General features: G+C 74.2%; 11 protein-coding genes. 9 read left to right on the top strand and 2 right to left on the bottom strand.

Going from position 1 to position 15,945, the window contains the following annotated elements:
• The first annotated feature begins 85 nt into the window (after positions 1 to 85).
• Complete coding sequence (locus ACZ6ZP_RS36115) at positions 86 to 1,534, top strand: APC family permease (RefSeq protein ID WP_469410038.1); 1,449 nt, start codon at positions 86 to 88, stop codon at positions 1,532 to 1,534.
• A gap of 35 nt (positions 1,535 to 1,569) precedes the next feature.
• Positions 1,570 to 3,201: an amidohydrolase gene (locus ACZ6ZP_RS36120; RefSeq protein ID WP_351169798.1), complete on the top strand. Its 1,632-nt coding sequence runs from the start codon at positions 1,570 to 1,572 to the stop codon at positions 3,199 to 3,201.
• Here ACZ6ZP_RS36120 and ACZ6ZP_RS36125 read toward each other — a convergent pair.
• Positions 3,176 to 3,856, bottom strand: coding sequence for a 4'-phosphopantetheinyl transferase family protein (locus tag ACZ6ZP_RS36125; protein ID WP_468617710.1), 681 nt, complete (start codon positions 3,854 to 3,856; stop codon positions 3,176 to 3,178). The genes ACZ6ZP_RS36120 and ACZ6ZP_RS36125 overlap by 26 nt on opposite strands.
• A gap of 100 nt (positions 3,857 to 3,956) precedes the next feature.
• On the opposite strand from ACZ6ZP_RS36125, the gene ACZ6ZP_RS36130 reads away from it, so the two are divergent.
• Genes ACZ6ZP_RS36130 through ACZ6ZP_RS36145 form a run of 4 tightly spaced genes read left to right on the top strand, consistent with a single transcriptional unit; the run spans position 3,957 to position 8,868 of the window.
• Positions 3,957 to 4,583: a YigZ family protein gene (locus tag ACZ6ZP_RS36130; protein WP_366464951.1), complete on the top strand. Its 627-nt coding sequence runs from the start codon at positions 3,957 to 3,959 to the stop codon at positions 4,581 to 4,583.
• A gap of 54 nt (positions 4,584 to 4,637) precedes the next feature.
• Positions 4,638 to 6,998: an ABC transporter ATP-binding protein/permease gene (locus ACZ6ZP_RS36135; RefSeq protein WP_469410041.1), complete on the top strand. Its 2,361-nt coding sequence runs from the start codon at positions 4,638 to 4,640 to the stop codon at positions 6,996 to 6,998.
• 59 nt (positions 6,999 to 7,057) lie between these two features.
• The gene (locus ACZ6ZP_RS36140) at positions 7,058 to 7,822 is read left to right on the top strand and encodes a hypothetical protein (protein ID WP_361469218.1); all 765 of its coding nucleotides are present in this window, start codon (positions 7,058 to 7,060) and stop codon (positions 7,820 to 7,822) included.
• Entirely contained in the window at positions 7,822 to 8,868 is a 1,047-nt protein-coding gene (locus tag ACZ6ZP_RS36145) for a serine/threonine-protein kinase (protein WP_469410043.1), read from the top strand. Before ACZ6ZP_RS36140 ends, ACZ6ZP_RS36145 begins: the two co-directional genes overlap by 1 nt.
• Here the strand turns inward: ACZ6ZP_RS36145 and ACZ6ZP_RS36150 are convergent.
• Positions 8,865 to 10,061: a streptophobe family protein gene (locus ACZ6ZP_RS36150; protein WP_366464957.1), complete on the bottom strand. Its 1,197-nt coding sequence runs from the start codon at positions 10,059 to 10,061 to the stop codon at positions 8,865 to 8,867. The two genes, ACZ6ZP_RS36145 and ACZ6ZP_RS36150, sit on opposite strands and share 4 nt — an antisense overlap.
• A gap of 296 nt (positions 10,062 to 10,357) precedes the next feature.
• Between ACZ6ZP_RS36150 and ACZ6ZP_RS36155 the strand changes: the two genes are divergently transcribed.
• The 3 genes from ACZ6ZP_RS36155 to ACZ6ZP_RS36165 all read left to right on the top strand — a co-directional run bounded on the left by ACZ6ZP_RS36155 (position 10,358) and on the right by ACZ6ZP_RS36165 (position 15,942).
• Entirely contained in the window at positions 10,358 to 11,557 is a 1,200-nt protein-coding gene (locus tag ACZ6ZP_RS36155) for a DUF6777 domain-containing protein (protein ID WP_469410046.1), read from the top strand.
• A gap of 126 nt (positions 11,558 to 11,683) precedes the next feature.
• Positions 11,684 to 12,847: an exonuclease SbcCD subunit D gene (locus tag ACZ6ZP_RS36160; protein ID WP_351169780.1), complete on the top strand. Its 1,164-nt coding sequence runs from the start codon at positions 11,684 to 11,686 to the stop codon at positions 12,845 to 12,847.
• The gene (locus tag ACZ6ZP_RS36165; protein WP_469410048.1) at positions 12,844 to 15,942 is read left to right on the top strand and encodes an AAA family ATPase; all 3,099 of its coding nucleotides are present in this window, start codon (positions 12,844 to 12,846) and stop codon (positions 15,940 to 15,942) included. Before ACZ6ZP_RS36160 ends, ACZ6ZP_RS36165 begins: the two co-directional genes overlap by 4 nt.
• Positions 15,943 to 15,945: the final 3 nt, after the last annotated feature.

Below are 15,945 nucleotides of genomic sequence, written 5' to 3' on the forward strand. Positions count from 1 at the left end.
CCCAGGTGCAGAGTACGGTCCTGCCCAGCTCTGACTAAAGGCTTTAGTTTTCGGACCCGCCTGGCCGACCCCTTGGAGTGCCCGCGTGACCGCACCCACCTCCCGACCCGCCAAGGGCCTGAGCGGCGGCGCCGTCGGCACCGGCGACCTCGTCTTCTTCGTCGTGGCCGCCGCCGCGCCGCTGACCGTGATGGCCGGGGTGGCCCCGCTGGCCATCGGCATGGCGGGCCGTGCCGCGCCGCTGGGCTACCTGCTGTCGGGGCTGCTGCTCATCGTCTTCGCGGCCGGATTCACCGCGATGAGCCGCTTCGTCCGCAACGCGGGAGCCTTCTACGCCTACATCGGCCGCGGTCTTGGCCGCCCGGCGGGAGCGGGCTCCGCGTACGTCGCGCTCTTCTCGTACAACGCCATCGAGGTCGGACTGCTCGTCGCCTTCGGATGGTTCACCGAGTCCGGGTTCGAGGACCTGACCGGGGTCCGCGTGGCCTGGTGGATCTGGGCGCTCGCCGGACTCCTCGCCATCGGCGTGCTCGGCTATCTGAAGGTCACCTTCAGCGCCAAGGTCCTCGGTGTCGCGCTGGTCCTCGAAGTCCTCGTCCTGCTGGTCTTCGAGGCCGGTCTTCTCGCCCACGGCGGCGGGCCGCAGGGCCTCGACCCGGGCGCGCTCTCGCCGCACCACCTCGGCGCATCGGGGGTGGGCGGCATGTTCGTGCTGGCCGTCGGCGCCTTCGTCGGGTTCGAGGCGACGGCCATCTACGCGGAGGAGGCGCGGGAGCCGGAGCGGTCGGTGCCGCGCGCCACCTACATCGCCGTGGCGTTCCTCGCGCTCTTCTACACCTTCACCGTGTGGGTGATCATCAACGCGTACGGCTCCGGCCGCGCCCAGGCCGTCGCCAATGGCGAGGGCGGCGCCGACATGGTCTTCACCGCCACCGAGCGGTTCGCCGGGGCCTGGGCCGCCGACTCCATGCACGTACTGATCATCACCAGCGCCTTCGCCGCGACCCTCGCCTTCCACAACGGCGCCGCCCGCTACTTCTACGCCCTGGGCCGCGAAGGGCTGTTGCCGCGCCGCCTGGGCACCGTGTCGCCGAAGACGCGGGCGCCGGCCGCGGCGGTCGTGACGCAGTCGGCGCTCGCGCTTGCCGTGGTCGCCGTGACCGTCGTCGGCGGCGCCGATCCGTACACCGTCACCTTCCTGTGGAGCAACGGCTCCGGCATCCTCGGCGTGATGCTGATGCAGGCGCTCGCCGCGCTCGCGGTGTACGGCTTCTTCCGGCGCGACCGCAGGGGCATGCCTGCCTGGCGGGTGGTCGCGGCGCCGCTGACCGCCTGCGCGGGCCTCGCGGTCCTCATCGGCCTGGTGTGCGCCAACCTCGATCTCCTGACGGGAGCTTCGGGCGGCGTCAACGCGGCACTGATCGCGCCGCTGCCCGTGCTGTTCGTGACGGGAGCGGCACTGGCCCTGCGAATCCGACGGCGTGATCCGCAGGCGTACGAACGGCTGACGACGGTGGACGCGGAGCGCGTGTGACGGAGAGAGTGCGTGTGACGGAGGGGCGGGACAGCATGGCGGACGAGACGGCGGTGACGCGGGTCTTCCTCGGGGCGGTGCGCACCGGAAGCGACGCCCACGGGGACACCACGGCACTCGCCGTACGCGGCGGACGCGTCGTCGCGCTGGGCGACGCGGCCCGCGCGCTCGCCGAAGTGGCGGACGACGTCGTCGAGTTGGGCGACGGACTGCTCCACCCCGCCTTCGGTGACGGGCACGCCCACCCCCTCTTCGGGGGTCTGGAGAGCTTCGGCCCGCAGATCAAGGACCTCACATCGGTCGACGCGATCGTCGCGGAGGTCGGACGCTGGGCCGCTGCGCACCCGGACGCGGAGTGGATCGTCGGCGCCTCCTACGACCCCGCGCTCGCGCCCGACGGCGAGTTCGACGCCCGGTGGCTGGACGCGGCGGTGGCCGAACGGCCCGTCGTGCTGCGGGCCTACGACTACCACACGGTGTGGTGCAACACGGAGGCGCTGCGCCGGGCAGGGGTGCGGGACTCGACGCCGGACCCGCGCCTGGGCTGGATCGTCCGGCGCCCCGACGGCTCGCCGCTGGGCACCCTGCGCGAGTGGCACGCCTGCGACCTCGTGCTCGACCAGGTGCCCGCACGCGAGGAGGCCGAACTGGTCGAAGCCGTGCGCCGCGCGGGGGAGGCGTACGCGCGAGCGGGCATCACCTGGGTGCAGGACGCCTGGGTCGAACCGGAGATGGTGGAGGCCTATCTCGCGGCGGCCCGGCACGACGCGCTCAGCGTCCGCGTCGACCTGGCCCAGCGTGCCGATCCCGACCGCTGGCGCGAGCAGCGGGGGCAGTTCGACGCGGCGCGCGGGCGGGTGGCCGCCGAGGGCGGCCCGCTGCTGTCCGCGCGCACGGTGAAGTACTTCAGCGACGGCGTCATCGAGGGCGGTACGGCCGCCCTGCTCGACCCCTATCTGGACGCTCCGCACAGCTGCGGCATGCCCGTGTGGGAGCCGCGTGCGCTGGCCGAAGCGGTGCGCGCGTTCGACGCCGACGGCTTCCAGACGCACATCCACGCCATCGGCGACGCGGGCGTGCGGGCGGCGCTCGACGCGGTGGAGGCCGCGGTCACCGCCAACCCGGCCTGGGACCGGCGGCCCGTGATCACCCACGTCCAGCTCGTCGACCCTGCCGACCTGCCGCGCTTCGCCGCCCTCGGCGTCATCGCCAACTTCGAGCCGCTGTGGGCGCAGCCCGATCCGCTGCAGACCGATCTGTCGATGCCGCGGATCGGTGCCGAACGCTCCGACCGGCAGTACCCGATGGGGGAGTTGGCGCGCGACGGGGTGCGGCTCTCCTTCGGCAGCGACTGGCCCGTCAGTTCGTACGAGCCCCTCGAGGGCATCCAAGTCGCCGTCACCCGGCGGACGTTCGACGGTGTCCCGGAGGGCGGCTGGACCCCGCACCAGCGGCTCACCGTGGAGCAGGCGCTCGCCGCGGCCACCAGCGGCGTCGCCCACCAGGCGGGCGCCGACGACCGGCTCGCGCTCGTTCCCGGGGCGCCCGCGGATCTGGTCCGGCTCTCCGCCGACCCGCGCACGGTCGATCCGATGGCCGTCCGGCACGTGCGGGTGCTCGGCACCTGGCTGGGCGGCGTGGCTACGTACCGGGCGCCGGAGGAGTGAGGGGCAGGACGATCGCGGTGACGGCGATGCCGTCACGTATCAGCCAGGTGCCCCGGAAACCCTTCAGCTCACGCCCCGCCACCGTCGGTCCTGGCACGCGGAGCGCCGCGGTGAACGTGCCGTCCGGGTCCAGGTCCAGTCGCGCGTCCTCGAAGCCGAGCCAGCGCCCGGTGAGCGGGAACCACGTCTTGTAGACCGACTCCTTGGCGCTGAAGAGCAGCCGGTCCCAGGGGACGTCCGGATGCCGGGCGCCGAGCCCGGCCAGGGCCGTGCGCTCGCCCTCGTCCGCGACCAGCGCGAGGACGCCCTCGTCGGCGAGCGGAGCGGCCGGCTCCGCGTCCACGCCGATGGAGGTGACCGCCGAGGAGCGCGCGACGACGGCGGCGCGGTAGCCCGCGCAGTGCGTCATGCTGCCGATGATGCCGTCGGGCCAGCGCGGCGCGCCCTTGGGGCCCGGCAGGATCGGCACGGCCGGCACCCCGAGTTCGGCGAGCGCCGCTCGGGCGCACTGCCGGACCGTGGCGAACTCGCGGCGCCGCTTGTCCACGGCCCGCGCCACGACGTCCGCCTCCTCGGGAAACAGGAAGGGATCGACCGGGTCCTCACGGGTCTCCACGACGGTGACGGACGCGGCCGCGAGCAGCGAGCCCAACACGTTGGTGCCGCGGGGGACTTGGCGTACGGGATTCGAAGGTGACGTCACAACGGATCACCGTACCGGGGCCGGGGTCCCGGCGGGGGCCTACCCTGGCGTGATGCACGACGAGTACCGCACAGTGGCCCGCGAGGCCGTGCACGAGACCGAGATCAACCGCTCGCGCTTCCTGTGCGCCCTCGCACCCGCGGCCACCGAGGCGGAGGCCCAGGACTTCGTCGCGCGCATCCGCAAGGAACACCCCTCCGCCTCGCACAACTGCTTCGCGTACGTCATCGGGGCCGACGCCGGGGTGCAGAAGGCCAGCGACGACGGGGAGCCGGGCGGCACCGCCGGTGTGCCGATGCTCCAGATGCTGCTGCGGCGCGACATGCGGTACGTCGTGGCCGTCGTGACCCGCTACTACGGAGGGGTCAAGCTCGGCGCCGGCGGGCTGATCAGGGCCTACGGAGGCGCGGTCGGCGAGGCGCTGGACGCGGTCGGCACCCTGACCCGCAGGCGCTTTCGGCTCGCCACCGTCACCGTCGACCACCAGCGCGCGGGCAAGATCCAGAACGATCTGCGGTCGGCGGGGCGCGCGGTGCGCGACGTGCGGTACGGGGACGCGGTGACCATCGAGATCGGCCTTCCGGACGCCGATGTCGAGGCCTTCACGTCCTGGCTCGCGGACGCGACCGCGGGCAGCGCGGTGTTCGAGCTCGGGGGAGAGGCGTACGGGGACGCCTGAGGCCGGGGCGCGCGAGCCCAGGCGCAAACGCCTGTGAATGGGTAGAATTCGGGCATGGGAGAGCGGCCTGTAGCGCCGACTGCGCCCGAACTCGTCCTCGAGACCGACACCGGCTCCACGGTGATGAGTCCGAGCCGGGACTATCACGTCGGGCGCGACCCACTGAGCGACATCGTCATCGACGACGCCCGCGTCTCCTGGCACCACGCCGTCCTCCACGCCGAGCTCGACCACTGGACGATCGAGGACGAGCACAGCACGAACGGCACGTACGCCGACGGGCGGCGCATCCACGAGTGGGGCGTCGGACCGGGCAGCGTGTTGCGCTTCGGCAGCGTCGCCGACGGCCCGCGCGCCGTGCTCGTCGGCCGGGAGCCTTTGCCGCCCGCCGCCCCCGAGCGTCCCTCCGCCGTCCGCACGCCCTCGGCCACCGGCACCTTCCGGCGCCCGACCTCCGTGCGCCCGCTGCCCGCCCGCACCGTGCGCATCGGCCGCGCCGCCGACAACGACCTGGTCATCGACGACCTGGTCGTCTCCCGCCGCCACGCCGAGCTGAGGGTCCTCGCGGACGGCGCGTACGAGATCGTCGACCTCGGCAGCCACAACGGCACCTATCTCAACGGCCAGCCGGTCACCCGCGCCCCTGTCCTGCCCGGGGACATCGTCGGCGTCGGCCACCGTGCGTACTGCCTCGTCGGGGACGAGCTCCAGGAGTACGTCGACACGGGCGAGGTCTCGCTCGACGTACAGGACCTGACGGTCGCCGTCGACAAGGGCCGCAAGACGCTCCTCGACCGGATCTCCTTCCCCGTCGGCGAGAAGTGCCTGCTCGCGGTGGTCGGACCCAGCGGCGCCGGGAAGTCCACCCTCCTCAACGCCCTCACCGGCCTGCGCCCCGCCGACGACGGCACCGTCCTCTACGACGGCCGCGACCTCTACCGCGACTATGCCGAACTCCGCCGGCGCATCGGTCTCGTGCCGCAGGACGACATCCTGCACGCACAGCTCACCGTGCGCCGCGCCCTCGGCTACGCCGCCGAACTGCGCTTCCCCCAGGACACCGAGAAGGCCGAACGCCGGGCCAGGGTCGACGAGGTCATCCACGAGCTGGGCCTCGAACAGCGCGTCGACCAGCCCATCCACAGCCTCTCCGGCGGCCAGCGCAAGCGCGTGAGCGTCGCCCTGGAACTCCTCACCAAACCGTCGCTGCTCTTCCTCGACGAACCGACGTCCGGGCTCGACCCCGGCATGGACCGCTCGGTGATGCACATGCTGCGCGGCCTCGCCGACGACGGCCGGACGGTCATCGTCGTCACGCACAGCGTGCTCAGCCTCGACGGGTGCGACCGGCTCCTGGTGCTCGCGGCGGGCGGCAGGATCGCCTACTACGGGCCGCCCCAGGACGCCCTCCCGTTCTTCGGCTTCGAGGAGTGGCCCGAGGCGTTCGAGGCCTTCGAGGGGGACCGCGACCGCGACTGGGCGGGGGAGTACCGGCGCTCGCCCTTCTACCAGCAGTACATCGTCAACGCCTCCACGCAGCCGCCCGTGCCGCAGGGCGCCGGGGGCGTAGCTCCCTCCTTCGCCCCGCCGCCGAAGGCGCAGAGCTGGGGCTCCCAGCTCCGGACGCTGGTGCGGCGCTACGCGGCCGCGCTCGGGGCGGACCGTACCTTCCTCGCGATCATGGTCGCGCTGCCCTTCGTGATGGGCGCCATGGCCCGCGCGCTCGCCGGGAGCAAGCTCACGCAGGAGACGGCGATGAACGCGCTGCTCATCCTCTGCGTGGGCGGCGTCCTGACCGGCGCGGCCAACGCCGTGCGGGAACTGGTCAAGGAGCGGGTCATCTACCGGCGCGAACGGGCCGTGGGGCTCTCCAGATCGGCGTACCTGATGTCCAAGGTCGTCGTCCTCGGAACGATCACCGTGCTACAGGCCGTCGTGCTGACCCTGGTGGCGCTGCTCGGCGTCGATCTCAACGCACCCGCCGGCAAGGGCGTGCTGCTCCCGCCGCTGGTCGAGATCACGGTGGCGGTGGCCCTCCTCGCGTTCACCGCCATGATGCTCGGGCTCCTGGTCTCGGCCCTGGTGCGCAAGGAAGAGGTGACGATGCCGCTGCTCGTGCTGCTCGCCATCGTCCAGGTGGTGTTCTGCGGCGCCCTGCTGAAACTGCACGGGGTGCCCGGCGTCGAGCAGCTGGCGTGGCTCGTGCCCTCGCGGTGGGCGCTGGGCGCGATGGCGGGGACCATCGGCCTCGGCAGGATCGTGCCGGGGGAGCTGACGGCCGACCCGCTGTTCCGGCACTCGGCGGGCGTCTGGCTGCTCAACATGGGCATGCTCGTGGCTCTGTCGGTCGTCTTCGGCTACGTGGTCGCCAGGCTGCTGCGACGGCACGAGCCTGCGGTCATGCGGAAGCGGTGAGCGCCGAACGGGGGCCGAAGCGGGAACAGGCACAGGAGCGGGAGGCAGGAGCGGACGAGATGACCACTGCGGACTTCCGGCCCACCCACGTCGTCCCCCAGGACGGTCTTCCCGCGTGGGAGGCGCCGGACGCCGACCTCCCGACGACACCGCTCGACGCGCTCCTGCCCGTGCGACTGATCGACCGGCTCGGCGACTGGGGCCGGATCGTCTGCGCCAACGGCTGGTCGGCCTGGGTCGACGGCCGCCTCCTGGTCGCGGTCCCGCAGGACCCACCGGCCGCGGGGCACCCCCTGACCCGATCGGCCGACCCGGGCCCGCTCCTGAAGAGGACCGAGGACGCCCTTGGCCGCTACCGCCGGGCGACGGAGGAGCTGGCGGCGGGCGACGGCGACGGCGAGTCCTTCCGGAGCCGGACGCGCGGCCTGCGCGTGGGCGTGGTCGTGGACGGCGAGTCGATGTGGCTCTACGACGCCGAACACGAGCGGTGGGTGTACTGCGACGGGACCCGGCTCAGCACGTACGCGGCGCGGGAGGGCCCGAGCGTCCACGGCGAGGGACCGGTCGGGGCGCCGCCGGCGGGCGCCGGGGGCCCGGAGCCGACGCAGGTGGTGGGCGGAGCCGTGAGTCCCGGCGGCACGGCGGCTCCGGAGCCGACCCAGGTGGTCGAAGCCGTCTCCGGCACGGAACCCGGCGACGCTCCTGCCGCGTACGGCGAAGGCCCTGGCCGCCTCCCCGACCCGTACGCCGATGAGGAGACCCGTCGCATCCCGCCCGTCACGGTCGATCCCGGTCCGGCGGCGGGCCGGGACGGGGGCGCGTGATGGAGGCCGGCACCCATTCCGGGCGGCCGTCCGAGCTGATCGGGAAGCAGATCGCGGGTTACCGCGTCGAGAGCGAGATCGGGCGCGGCGGCATGGCCGTCGTCTACCGGGCCAGGGACCTGCGCCTGGACCGGACCGTCGCCCTGAAGCTGCTGGCCCCCGAGCTCGCGCGCAACGACACCTTCCGGCAGCGCTTCACGCACGAGTCGCGCGTGGCCGCAGCGATCGAGCATCCGCACATCGTGCCGGTCTTCGAGGCGGGCGAGACGGACGGCGTGCTCTACATCGCCATGCGGTACGTTCCCGGGCTCGACCTGCGCCATCTGCTCGACGACTCGGGCCCGCTCCCCGTAGGAACCGCCTTGCGCGTCGCAGCGCAGGTCGCGTCCGCGCTCGACGCGGCCCATGGCCACGGCCTGGTCCACCGCGACGTCAAACCGGGCAACATCCTGGTGGCCGAGGGCACGGACAGCGACCACCCGGAGCACGTCTACCTCACGGACTTCGGGCTGACGAAGAAGTCGCTGTCGCTGACCGGGTTCACGACCGTGGGCCAGTTCGTCGGGACCCTCGACTACGTGGCGCCCGAGCAGATCTCGGGCCGCCCCGTGGACGGCCGTTGCGACGTCTACAGCCTCGCCTGCGTCGTCCACGAGACCATGGCCGGCGGGCCGCCCTTCCAGCGCGACGACGACATGGCGCTGCTCTGGGCCCATCAGTACGACCGGCCGCCCCGCCTGACCGAGAAGCGCCCCGGCGTCCCCGCGGCCCTCGACGCCGTCCTCGCGAAGGCGCTGTCCAAGAGCCCCGACGACCGCTACGGCTCCTGCCTGGAGTTCGCCGCCGCGCTGCGGGCCGCCGTCACGGGAAGCACGGAGGGGCACGCTCCTACGCAGGTGGCTCTCCCGGTCGTGGGGAGCGCGGAGGACCCGGGAGGCTCGGGGGAGTCGGGGAAGCCAGGGGAGTCGGGAGATCCGGGAGATCCTGGGGCGCCTCCGGAGCCGCCCGGCTGGGCTCGGCCCGTCTTCCGGCGGCTGTCCGGCTAGGGCCTGCGGGGTGCGTCCGGCGCCACCTCGCCGCGCCGGTGGACCCGCCGCGCGAGCACGCCGCCGATGAACCCGGTGACCAGACCCCAGGCCACGGCCAGGATCAGCGCGGTGCCCAGGTTCGGGTGCAGCTTCACCAGGCCGGAGAGGCCGCCGCCCAGGTCCCCGATGCCCAGGAGCGACAGGCCGTAGTGGGCGTCGACGCGGGCGAGCAGGCACACGGCGAGCACCGTGAGGGTCAGCGCCACCGCCATGTGCACGGCGTGCTGCCAGGACCGCATCCGCGCGGGCGAGCGCGCCGCCATCAGGAACGCGGCTCCCAGGACCATGACCGCCGCGACGACAAGGAGCCACCACACGCGGCCGTCGTGCTCGGAGAGCGTGCGCAGACTGAGCGTGGAGTCGGCCGGAGTACGCAGTACGTCGTCGAGGACGCGCGGCATGGGCAACCCGAACGGCCCGTCCACGCGGCCTTCCCAGGACGCGCCGAGCCCGATGGTGAAGGCGAGCCAGACGAGGTTGGGCAGCCCCAGGAGCAGCACCGCGAGGGTCTCGGCGGCGTGCCCCCGCGTGGCGGCCACGACCAAGCCGACGACGAGCCCCAGGGCGACGTACGCGAGCAGCAGGACCACCATGGCGTAGGCGGCGGGACGCACCGATTCCTGGAAGCGCACCAGGCGGGCGGGGAGCGGGGCCCCGCGCGCGACCAGCAGCGCCACGGCGAGCACGCCCGCCAGCCACAGCAGCCCGAACACGAGGGTCAGCGGCACGTCGGTCTCGAAGCCGACCCTCGGCGTGGCCCCCAGCAGATCGCCGACGTCGGCCGCCGCCCCCTCGCCGAGCGCGACGGTGAACCGGTGGCGGGCGAGCAGACCGAGGCCGATGAGGAGCAGGACCCACAGCACCGCGAACCGTGCGGCCCAGCCGGTCAGTTCCTTCGTGTCGGCGACGGCGCGGTGCCGCAGCGGCCTGAGGAACCCGGCGGCGATCACCAGCGCCCCGGCGAGAGCGACCGAGAGGGGGAGCACGGAGAGCCCCGCGTTCGTCTCGGCGATCGCCCCGGCGTCGCCGGAGAGCCCGACGGAGCCGCCGACCGCCATCACGACGACGGCCGCGACGACGCTGGGGAACGCGCCGCCGGGCAGGTCGGCGGCCCCGGCGGCCCACAGGCCGAGCGCGGCGACGACGGCCATGGCCACCAGCGCGGCGAGCACGGTGACCACGGCGTGGAGCCAGCCGTGGGGGGCCCGGCGGATCTGTGGCGCGCGCTGCGCGCCTGCTCGGCCGTGCGGTTTCTGGTCGCTCACGTTGTCACGCTAAGCAGCGCCGGGGCAGCCCGCCCCTCGGGAGGGCCGACCGCGTCGGCTTGCGGTCCTCCGGGAACCGGGACACACAATAGGCGCGTAACGGTGCACAGCGTGCGGAGCGGTATAAAACGCGCTTGGTGCCGTGCGCCGCAGCAGATCCCCTACGCAGGGAAGAAGTGTTCGTGAGCGTCGAACCGCCGTCGTCAGGACGCCCCACAGGACCCCCGCCAGGCCCGCTCTCGGGCCCGTCGCAGCCGGGGGCGACCCAGGCGGGTTCGACGCCGCCGCCCAGCGGTGAACGGCCGTCGGGTCCGCCGGGCGGTCCGCCGGACGGCCCTGCCGGCGGCGAGGGCCGGGGCGGCGGACCCGGCGGGCCGGACCAGGGCCCCGGCGGGAGCCCGGAGCCGGACCGCCCCTGGTGGAGGTCGGCGCCGCGGGTGGCGGCGATCTCCCTCGTGCTCGTGGCCGCGGTGGTGCTGACCGTCGTCCTCACCCGGCCCGACGGCTCCGACGGCACCCCGGAAGCCGCCGGCGAGGTCATCCTCCAGCCCGCGGGGAAGCCGGGCCCCGACCCCTTCACCGAGTCGACGGCCCGGGACGACGCCACACCGTCGTCCCCGTCCGCGCTGCCGAGCTCATCGGCGTCGGCCAACGTGACGCGCGGCGTCGACGGCTCCGCCCCCGGCCTCTACGGCGGGACGCGCAAGGTCGGCAGCTGCGACGTGGAGAAGCAGGTCGCCGCCCTCAAGGAGGACCCGCTGAAGAACAAGGCGTTCGCCTCGGTCCTCGACATCGACGCGTCCGCGGTCCCCGCCTACCTGCGCGCGCTCACCCCCGTGCAGCTGCGCATGGACACCCGCGTCACCAACCACGGCTACCGCGACGGCGCCCCCACCGCCTATCAGGCCGTCCTGCAGGCCGGGACCGCCGTGCTCGTCGACGACCGGGGCGTGCCGCGCGTGCGCTGCGCCTGCGGAAACCCGCTGCTGCCTCCCGTCGCGCAGAAGAGCACCCCGAAGCGGGCGGGCGAGGCGTGGCCCGGCTACCGGCCGTCGAACGTCGTCGTCGTGGCGCCCGCCGTCCAGGTCGTGAACGTGTTCGTCATGTACGACCCGAAGAGCGGGGACTGGTTCGAACGTGACAAGGGCGACACGGGCGCCGGTGACACGAAGACCCGGCCGCCGGTGAACGAGCCCTCTCCCTCCCCGTCTGTGTCTGACTCGTCCCCCTCGTCCCCCTCGTCCGCCGCTCCCTCCGCCTCCTCCGGTGAGCCCTCCTCGCCGTCCGCCTCGTCCTCCGCGCCCTCGTCGCCCTCCTCGGAGCAGGAGCAGCCGCCCTCCTCGCAGCCCCCGCAGCCGCCGTCGTCGCCGGTGGCGGATTGAGGTTCGTGATCGAGCAGGGGCCGACAGGCGCTAGCGTGGTGGGTGCTGTCGGCGAGGCCCGTGCTGGGGCGGTGCTGGATCCGGGGCGTAGGAGGGGTGAGCGAGCATGCGGGCCGGAGCGGCGTCTTGAGAATTCTGCACACGTCCGACTGGCATCTGGGCCGGTCCTTCCACCGCGTGAACATGCTCGACGCCCAGGCCGAGTTCATCGGCCACCTCGTCACCACCGCGCGTGAGCGCGAGGTGGACGCCGTCGTGGTGTCCGGGGACGTGTACGACAGGGCGGTGCCCCCGCTCGCCGCCGTCGAGCTGTTCGACGCCGCGCTGCACCGGCTCGCGGACCTCGGCGTCCCGACGGTGATGATCTCCGGCAACCACGACTCGGCGCGCCGCCTCGGTGTCGGCGCCGGACTCATCGGCCGCGCGGGCATCCACCTGCGCACCGCGCCCGCCGCCTGCGGGGAGCCGGTGGTCCTGGCCGACGACCACGGGGACGTGGCGTTCTACGGCCTGCCGTATCTCGAACCGGCGCTGGTCAAGGACGAGTTCGGGGTGAAGCGGGCCGGTCACGAGGCGGTGCTCGGCGCCGCCATGGAGCGGGTGCGCGCCGACCTGGCCGCCCGGACACCGGGCACCCGGTCCGTCGTCCTTGCCCATGCCTTCGTCACCGGCGGCGAGGCCAGCGACAGCGAGCGGGACATCACGATCGGCGGGGTGTCCGCCGTGCCCTCCGGGGTCTTCGAAGGCGTCGACTACGCGGCCCTCGGCCACCTGCACGGCAGCCAGGCCATCAGTGAGCGTGTGCGCTACTCGGGCTCCCCGCTGCCGTACTCGTTCTCCGAGTCCACGCACCGCAAGAGCATGTGGCTCGTCGACCTCGGCGCGGCGGGCGAGATCGAGGCCGAGCGGATCGACTGCCCCGTGCCGCGGCAGCTCGCCCGCATCCGCGGCGACATCGCGACCCTCCTCGACGACCCGGAGCTGGCCCGGCACGAGGACGCCTGGGTCGAGGCGACGCTCACCGACCCGGTGCGCCCCGACGACCCCATGGCCCGCCTCTGCGAGCGCTTCCCGCACACCCTCAGCCTCGTCTTCGACCCCGAACGCGCCCCCGAGGACCCGGACGTCTCGTACGCCAAGCGCCTTGCAGGCCGCAGCGACCAGCAGATCGCGGAGGACTTCGTGACCCATGTGCGGGGCGCGGGGCCCGACGAGCCCGAACAGGCGGTGCTGCGGGCGGCGTTCGACACCGTCCGCACCGACGACACGCTGCGCGAGGTGGCCCGATGAGGCTGCACCGGCTCCGGATCACCGCGTTCGGCCCCTTCGGCACCACCCAGGACATCGACTTCGACGACCTCTCCGCCGCCGGGCTCTTCCTGCTGCACGGGCCGACCGGCGCGGGCAAGACCTCCGTCCTGGACGCCGTCTGCTACGGCCTGTACGGATCGGTGCCGGGCCCCCGGCAGGGCAGCGGCCAGGGCGTGACGCTGCGCAGCGACCACGCGCAGCCCGCCGTGCGGACGGAGGTGTGCCTCGAACTCACCGTCGCCGGGCGCCGGTTGGAGGTCACCCGGCAGCCGCCGTGGGAGCGCCCGAAGAAGCGCGGCGCCGGCACGACCATGGAGAAGGCGCAGAGCTGGCTGCGGGAGTACGAGGCCGACGCCGATGCGGGCGGTGACGGCGGTGCGGGCGGTGACGGCGGTGCGTGGAAGGACCTCAGCCGCTCCCACCAGGAGATCGGCGAGGAGATCACACAGCTGCTCGGCATGAGCAAGGAGCAGTTCTGCCAGGTGGTGCTGCTGCCCCAGGGCGACTTCGCACGCTTCTTGCGGGCCGACGCGGAGGCCCGCGGCAAGCTGCTCGGGCGGCTCTTCGACACGCGCAGGTTCGCCGCGGTCGAGGAGCGGCTCGCCGAGCAGCGGCGCGATGCCGAGGGCGCGGTGCGCGAAGGGGACAGGGAACTCCTCGCCGACGCGCACCGGATGCAGCAGGCCGCGGGTGGCACCCTGGAGGACGCCGAGTCGCCGCTGCCGGAGCTTTCGCCCGGCGATCCTGGGCTCGCCGAGTCCGTCCTGGCCTGGGCGGCAGTGGCCCGCACCGGCGCCCGCGAGCGGCGCACGATCGCCCGGTGCGCGCTCGCGGCCGCCGAGTCCGCGCAGGCCGCCGCCGGGCGCCGACTGGACGACGTACGCGAACTCGACCGGCTGCAACGGCGGTTCGGGCAGGCCCAGGAGCGGTCCGGCCGCCTCGCGGAACGCGCGGACGAGCACCGGCAGCTCCAGACCCGGATGGAGCGGGCGCGCAAGGCCGAGACGGTGGCCCCGGCGCTCGGGCTCCGCCAGGCCACCGAGGAGGAGCACCGCCGCGCGACCGCCGAAGAGGCACGCGCGCGCGGCCACCTGCCCGCCACGTTCGCGGACTCGGGCGCGTCGGGCCTCGCCGCCGCCGCGCGCAAGGCGGCCGAAGAGCTCGGCGGCCTCGACTCCGCCCGGCGCGCCGAGCGGCGCCTGGCCGAACTCGGCACGGAGCGCGCGACCCTGGAGCGCGAGGAGCGCGCCGACGACGAGCTGCTGCGCGAGGCGGCGGGCTGGCTCGACGGCTGGGAGAGCACCCGGACCGCGCTCCAGGAGCGCATCGAGTCCGCCCAGGAGGCGGCCACGCGCGCCGAGCACCTCGCGGGCCAACTGGAGCCCGCTCAGGGACGGTTGGACGCGGCCCGCCGCCGTGATCGCCTCGACGGGGAGGCGACCGCCGCGTACGAACACGCCCTCGCGGCCCGTGAGCGCGCCACCGCGGCCCACGAACACTGGCTGACCCTGAAGGAACAGCGCCTCACCGGCATCGCGGCGGAACTGGCCGCGGGCCTGACCGACGGCGCGCCCTGCGCGGTCTGCGGAGCCACCGAACACCCCGCGCCCGCGCCGAGGACCGCCGGTCACGTCGACCGCGCCACGGAGGAGTCGGCGCTCGCCGCGTACCGGCAGGCGGAGGAGCGGCGCGCGGAGCAGGAGCGGCATCTGGGCGAGGTGCGCGAGTCGCTGGCGGCGGCGCGAGCGGCGGCGCAGGGGCTGTCCGGCGGGGAATCCGCGGCCGCGGCGGCGGAGAGCGTCCCGGCGGGGCCGTCCGTCGAGCAACTCGCCGAGACGGTCGAGCAGCTGCGGGCGGAACACGCCGAGGCGCGGAGCCGCGCCTCGGGTCTGCACGCTGCCCGCGAAGCCCTCGCCCAGGAGCAGCGCGAGCACGACCGCAGAGTCGCCGCGCGGCAGGAGGCCGCCGTGCGGGCCGCGTCCCGCACCACCCTGCGCGACAGCCTCGACCGCGAACAGGCTGCTCTGGACGCCGAGTTGACCCGCGCGCGGGGAGCCAGCGCCAGCGTCGCGGCCCGAGCCTCCCAGCTGGAGCGGCAGGCCGCGCTCCTGACCGAGGCGGCGGACGCCGCACGCGTCGCCGACGACACCGCCCAGCGGCTCAAGGACGCCGACGCGCGACTCGCCGACGCCGCCTTCCGCGCGGGGTTCGACACGCCGAGGGCGGCGGCCGAAGCCCTGCTCGACGACGCGCGCCACCGCGAGCTGCAACACCGTATCGACGAGTGGCAGAACGAGGAGGCGGCAGTGCGTTCGCTCCTCGCGGAGCCGGACGCGGCCGGCGCCGCCCAGCAGCCGCCGGCCGACCTGCGAGCGGCCCAGGAGGCCGCCGAGCACGCCGACCGGCAGGCCCGCGCGAGCGCCTCCGCGCTCGACGCGGCCACACGACGCTGCGCCGAACTCGACCGGCTCTCCGACCGGTCGGCCGCGGGGGCCCGGCGGCTCGCGCCCCTGCGCGCCGCCTACGACCGCGTGGCGCGCCTCGCGGGCCTGGCCGCGGGCACATCGGCGGACAACGAACGCAAGATGCGCCTGGAGTCCTACGTCCTCGCCGCCAGGCTCGAACAGGTCGCCGCCGCGGCGACCGCACGCCTGCGGCGCATGTCGTCGGGCCGCTACACCCTGGTCCACTCCGACGACCGCACCGGGCGCGGCCGTTCGGGCCTTGGCCTGCACGTGGTGGACGCCTGGACGGGCCGCGAGCGCGACACCTCCACGCTCTCGGGCGGCGAGACCTTCTTCGCCTCGCTCGCCCTGGCGCTGGGCCTCGCCGACGTCGTCACCGACGAGGCGGGCGGCGTACGGCTCGACACGCTCTTCATCGACGAGGGTTTCGGCAGCCTCGACGACCAGACCCTCGACGAGGTCCTCGACGTCCTGGACTCGCTGCGCGAACGGGACCGCAGCGTCGGCATCGTGAGCCACGTCGCGGACCTGCGACGCCGCGTCCACGCGCAGCTGGAGGTCGAGAAGGGACGTGCGGGATCGGTCGTACGGCAGCGCGGCGGGGTCTGACGA

This window comes from Streptomyces sp. NPDC054047, assembly GCF_055585065.1.

Bases quoted from the DNA above. Each gene is read 5' to 3' on its own strand.
- ACZ6ZP_RS36120 (WP_351169798.1), top strand. From the start codon at position 1,570: ATGGCGGACGAGACGGCGGTGACGCGGGTCTTCCTCGGGGCGGTGCGC.
- ACZ6ZP_RS36130 (WP_366464951.1), top strand. From the start codon at position 3,957: ATGCACGACGAGTACCGCACAGTGGCCCGCGAGGCCGTGCACGAGACC.
- ACZ6ZP_RS36135 (WP_469410041.1), top strand. From the start codon at position 4,638: ATGGGAGAGCGGCCTGTAGCGCCGACTGCGCCCGAACTCGTCCTCGAG.
- ACZ6ZP_RS36140 (WP_361469218.1), top strand. From the start codon at position 7,058: ATGACCACTGCGGACTTCCGGCCCACCCACGTCGTCCCCCAGGACGGT.
- ACZ6ZP_RS36145 (WP_469410043.1), top strand. From the start codon at position 7,822: ATGGAGGCCGGCACCCATTCCGGGCGGCCGTCCGAGCTGATCGGGAAG.
- ACZ6ZP_RS36150 (WP_366464957.1), bottom strand. From the start codon at position 10,061: ATGGCCGTCGTCGCCGCGCTCGGCCTGTGGGCCGCCGGGGCCGCCGAC.
- ACZ6ZP_RS36165 (WP_469410048.1), top strand. From the start codon at position 12,844: ATGAGGCTGCACCGGCTCCGGATCACCGCGTTCGGCCCCTTCGGCACC.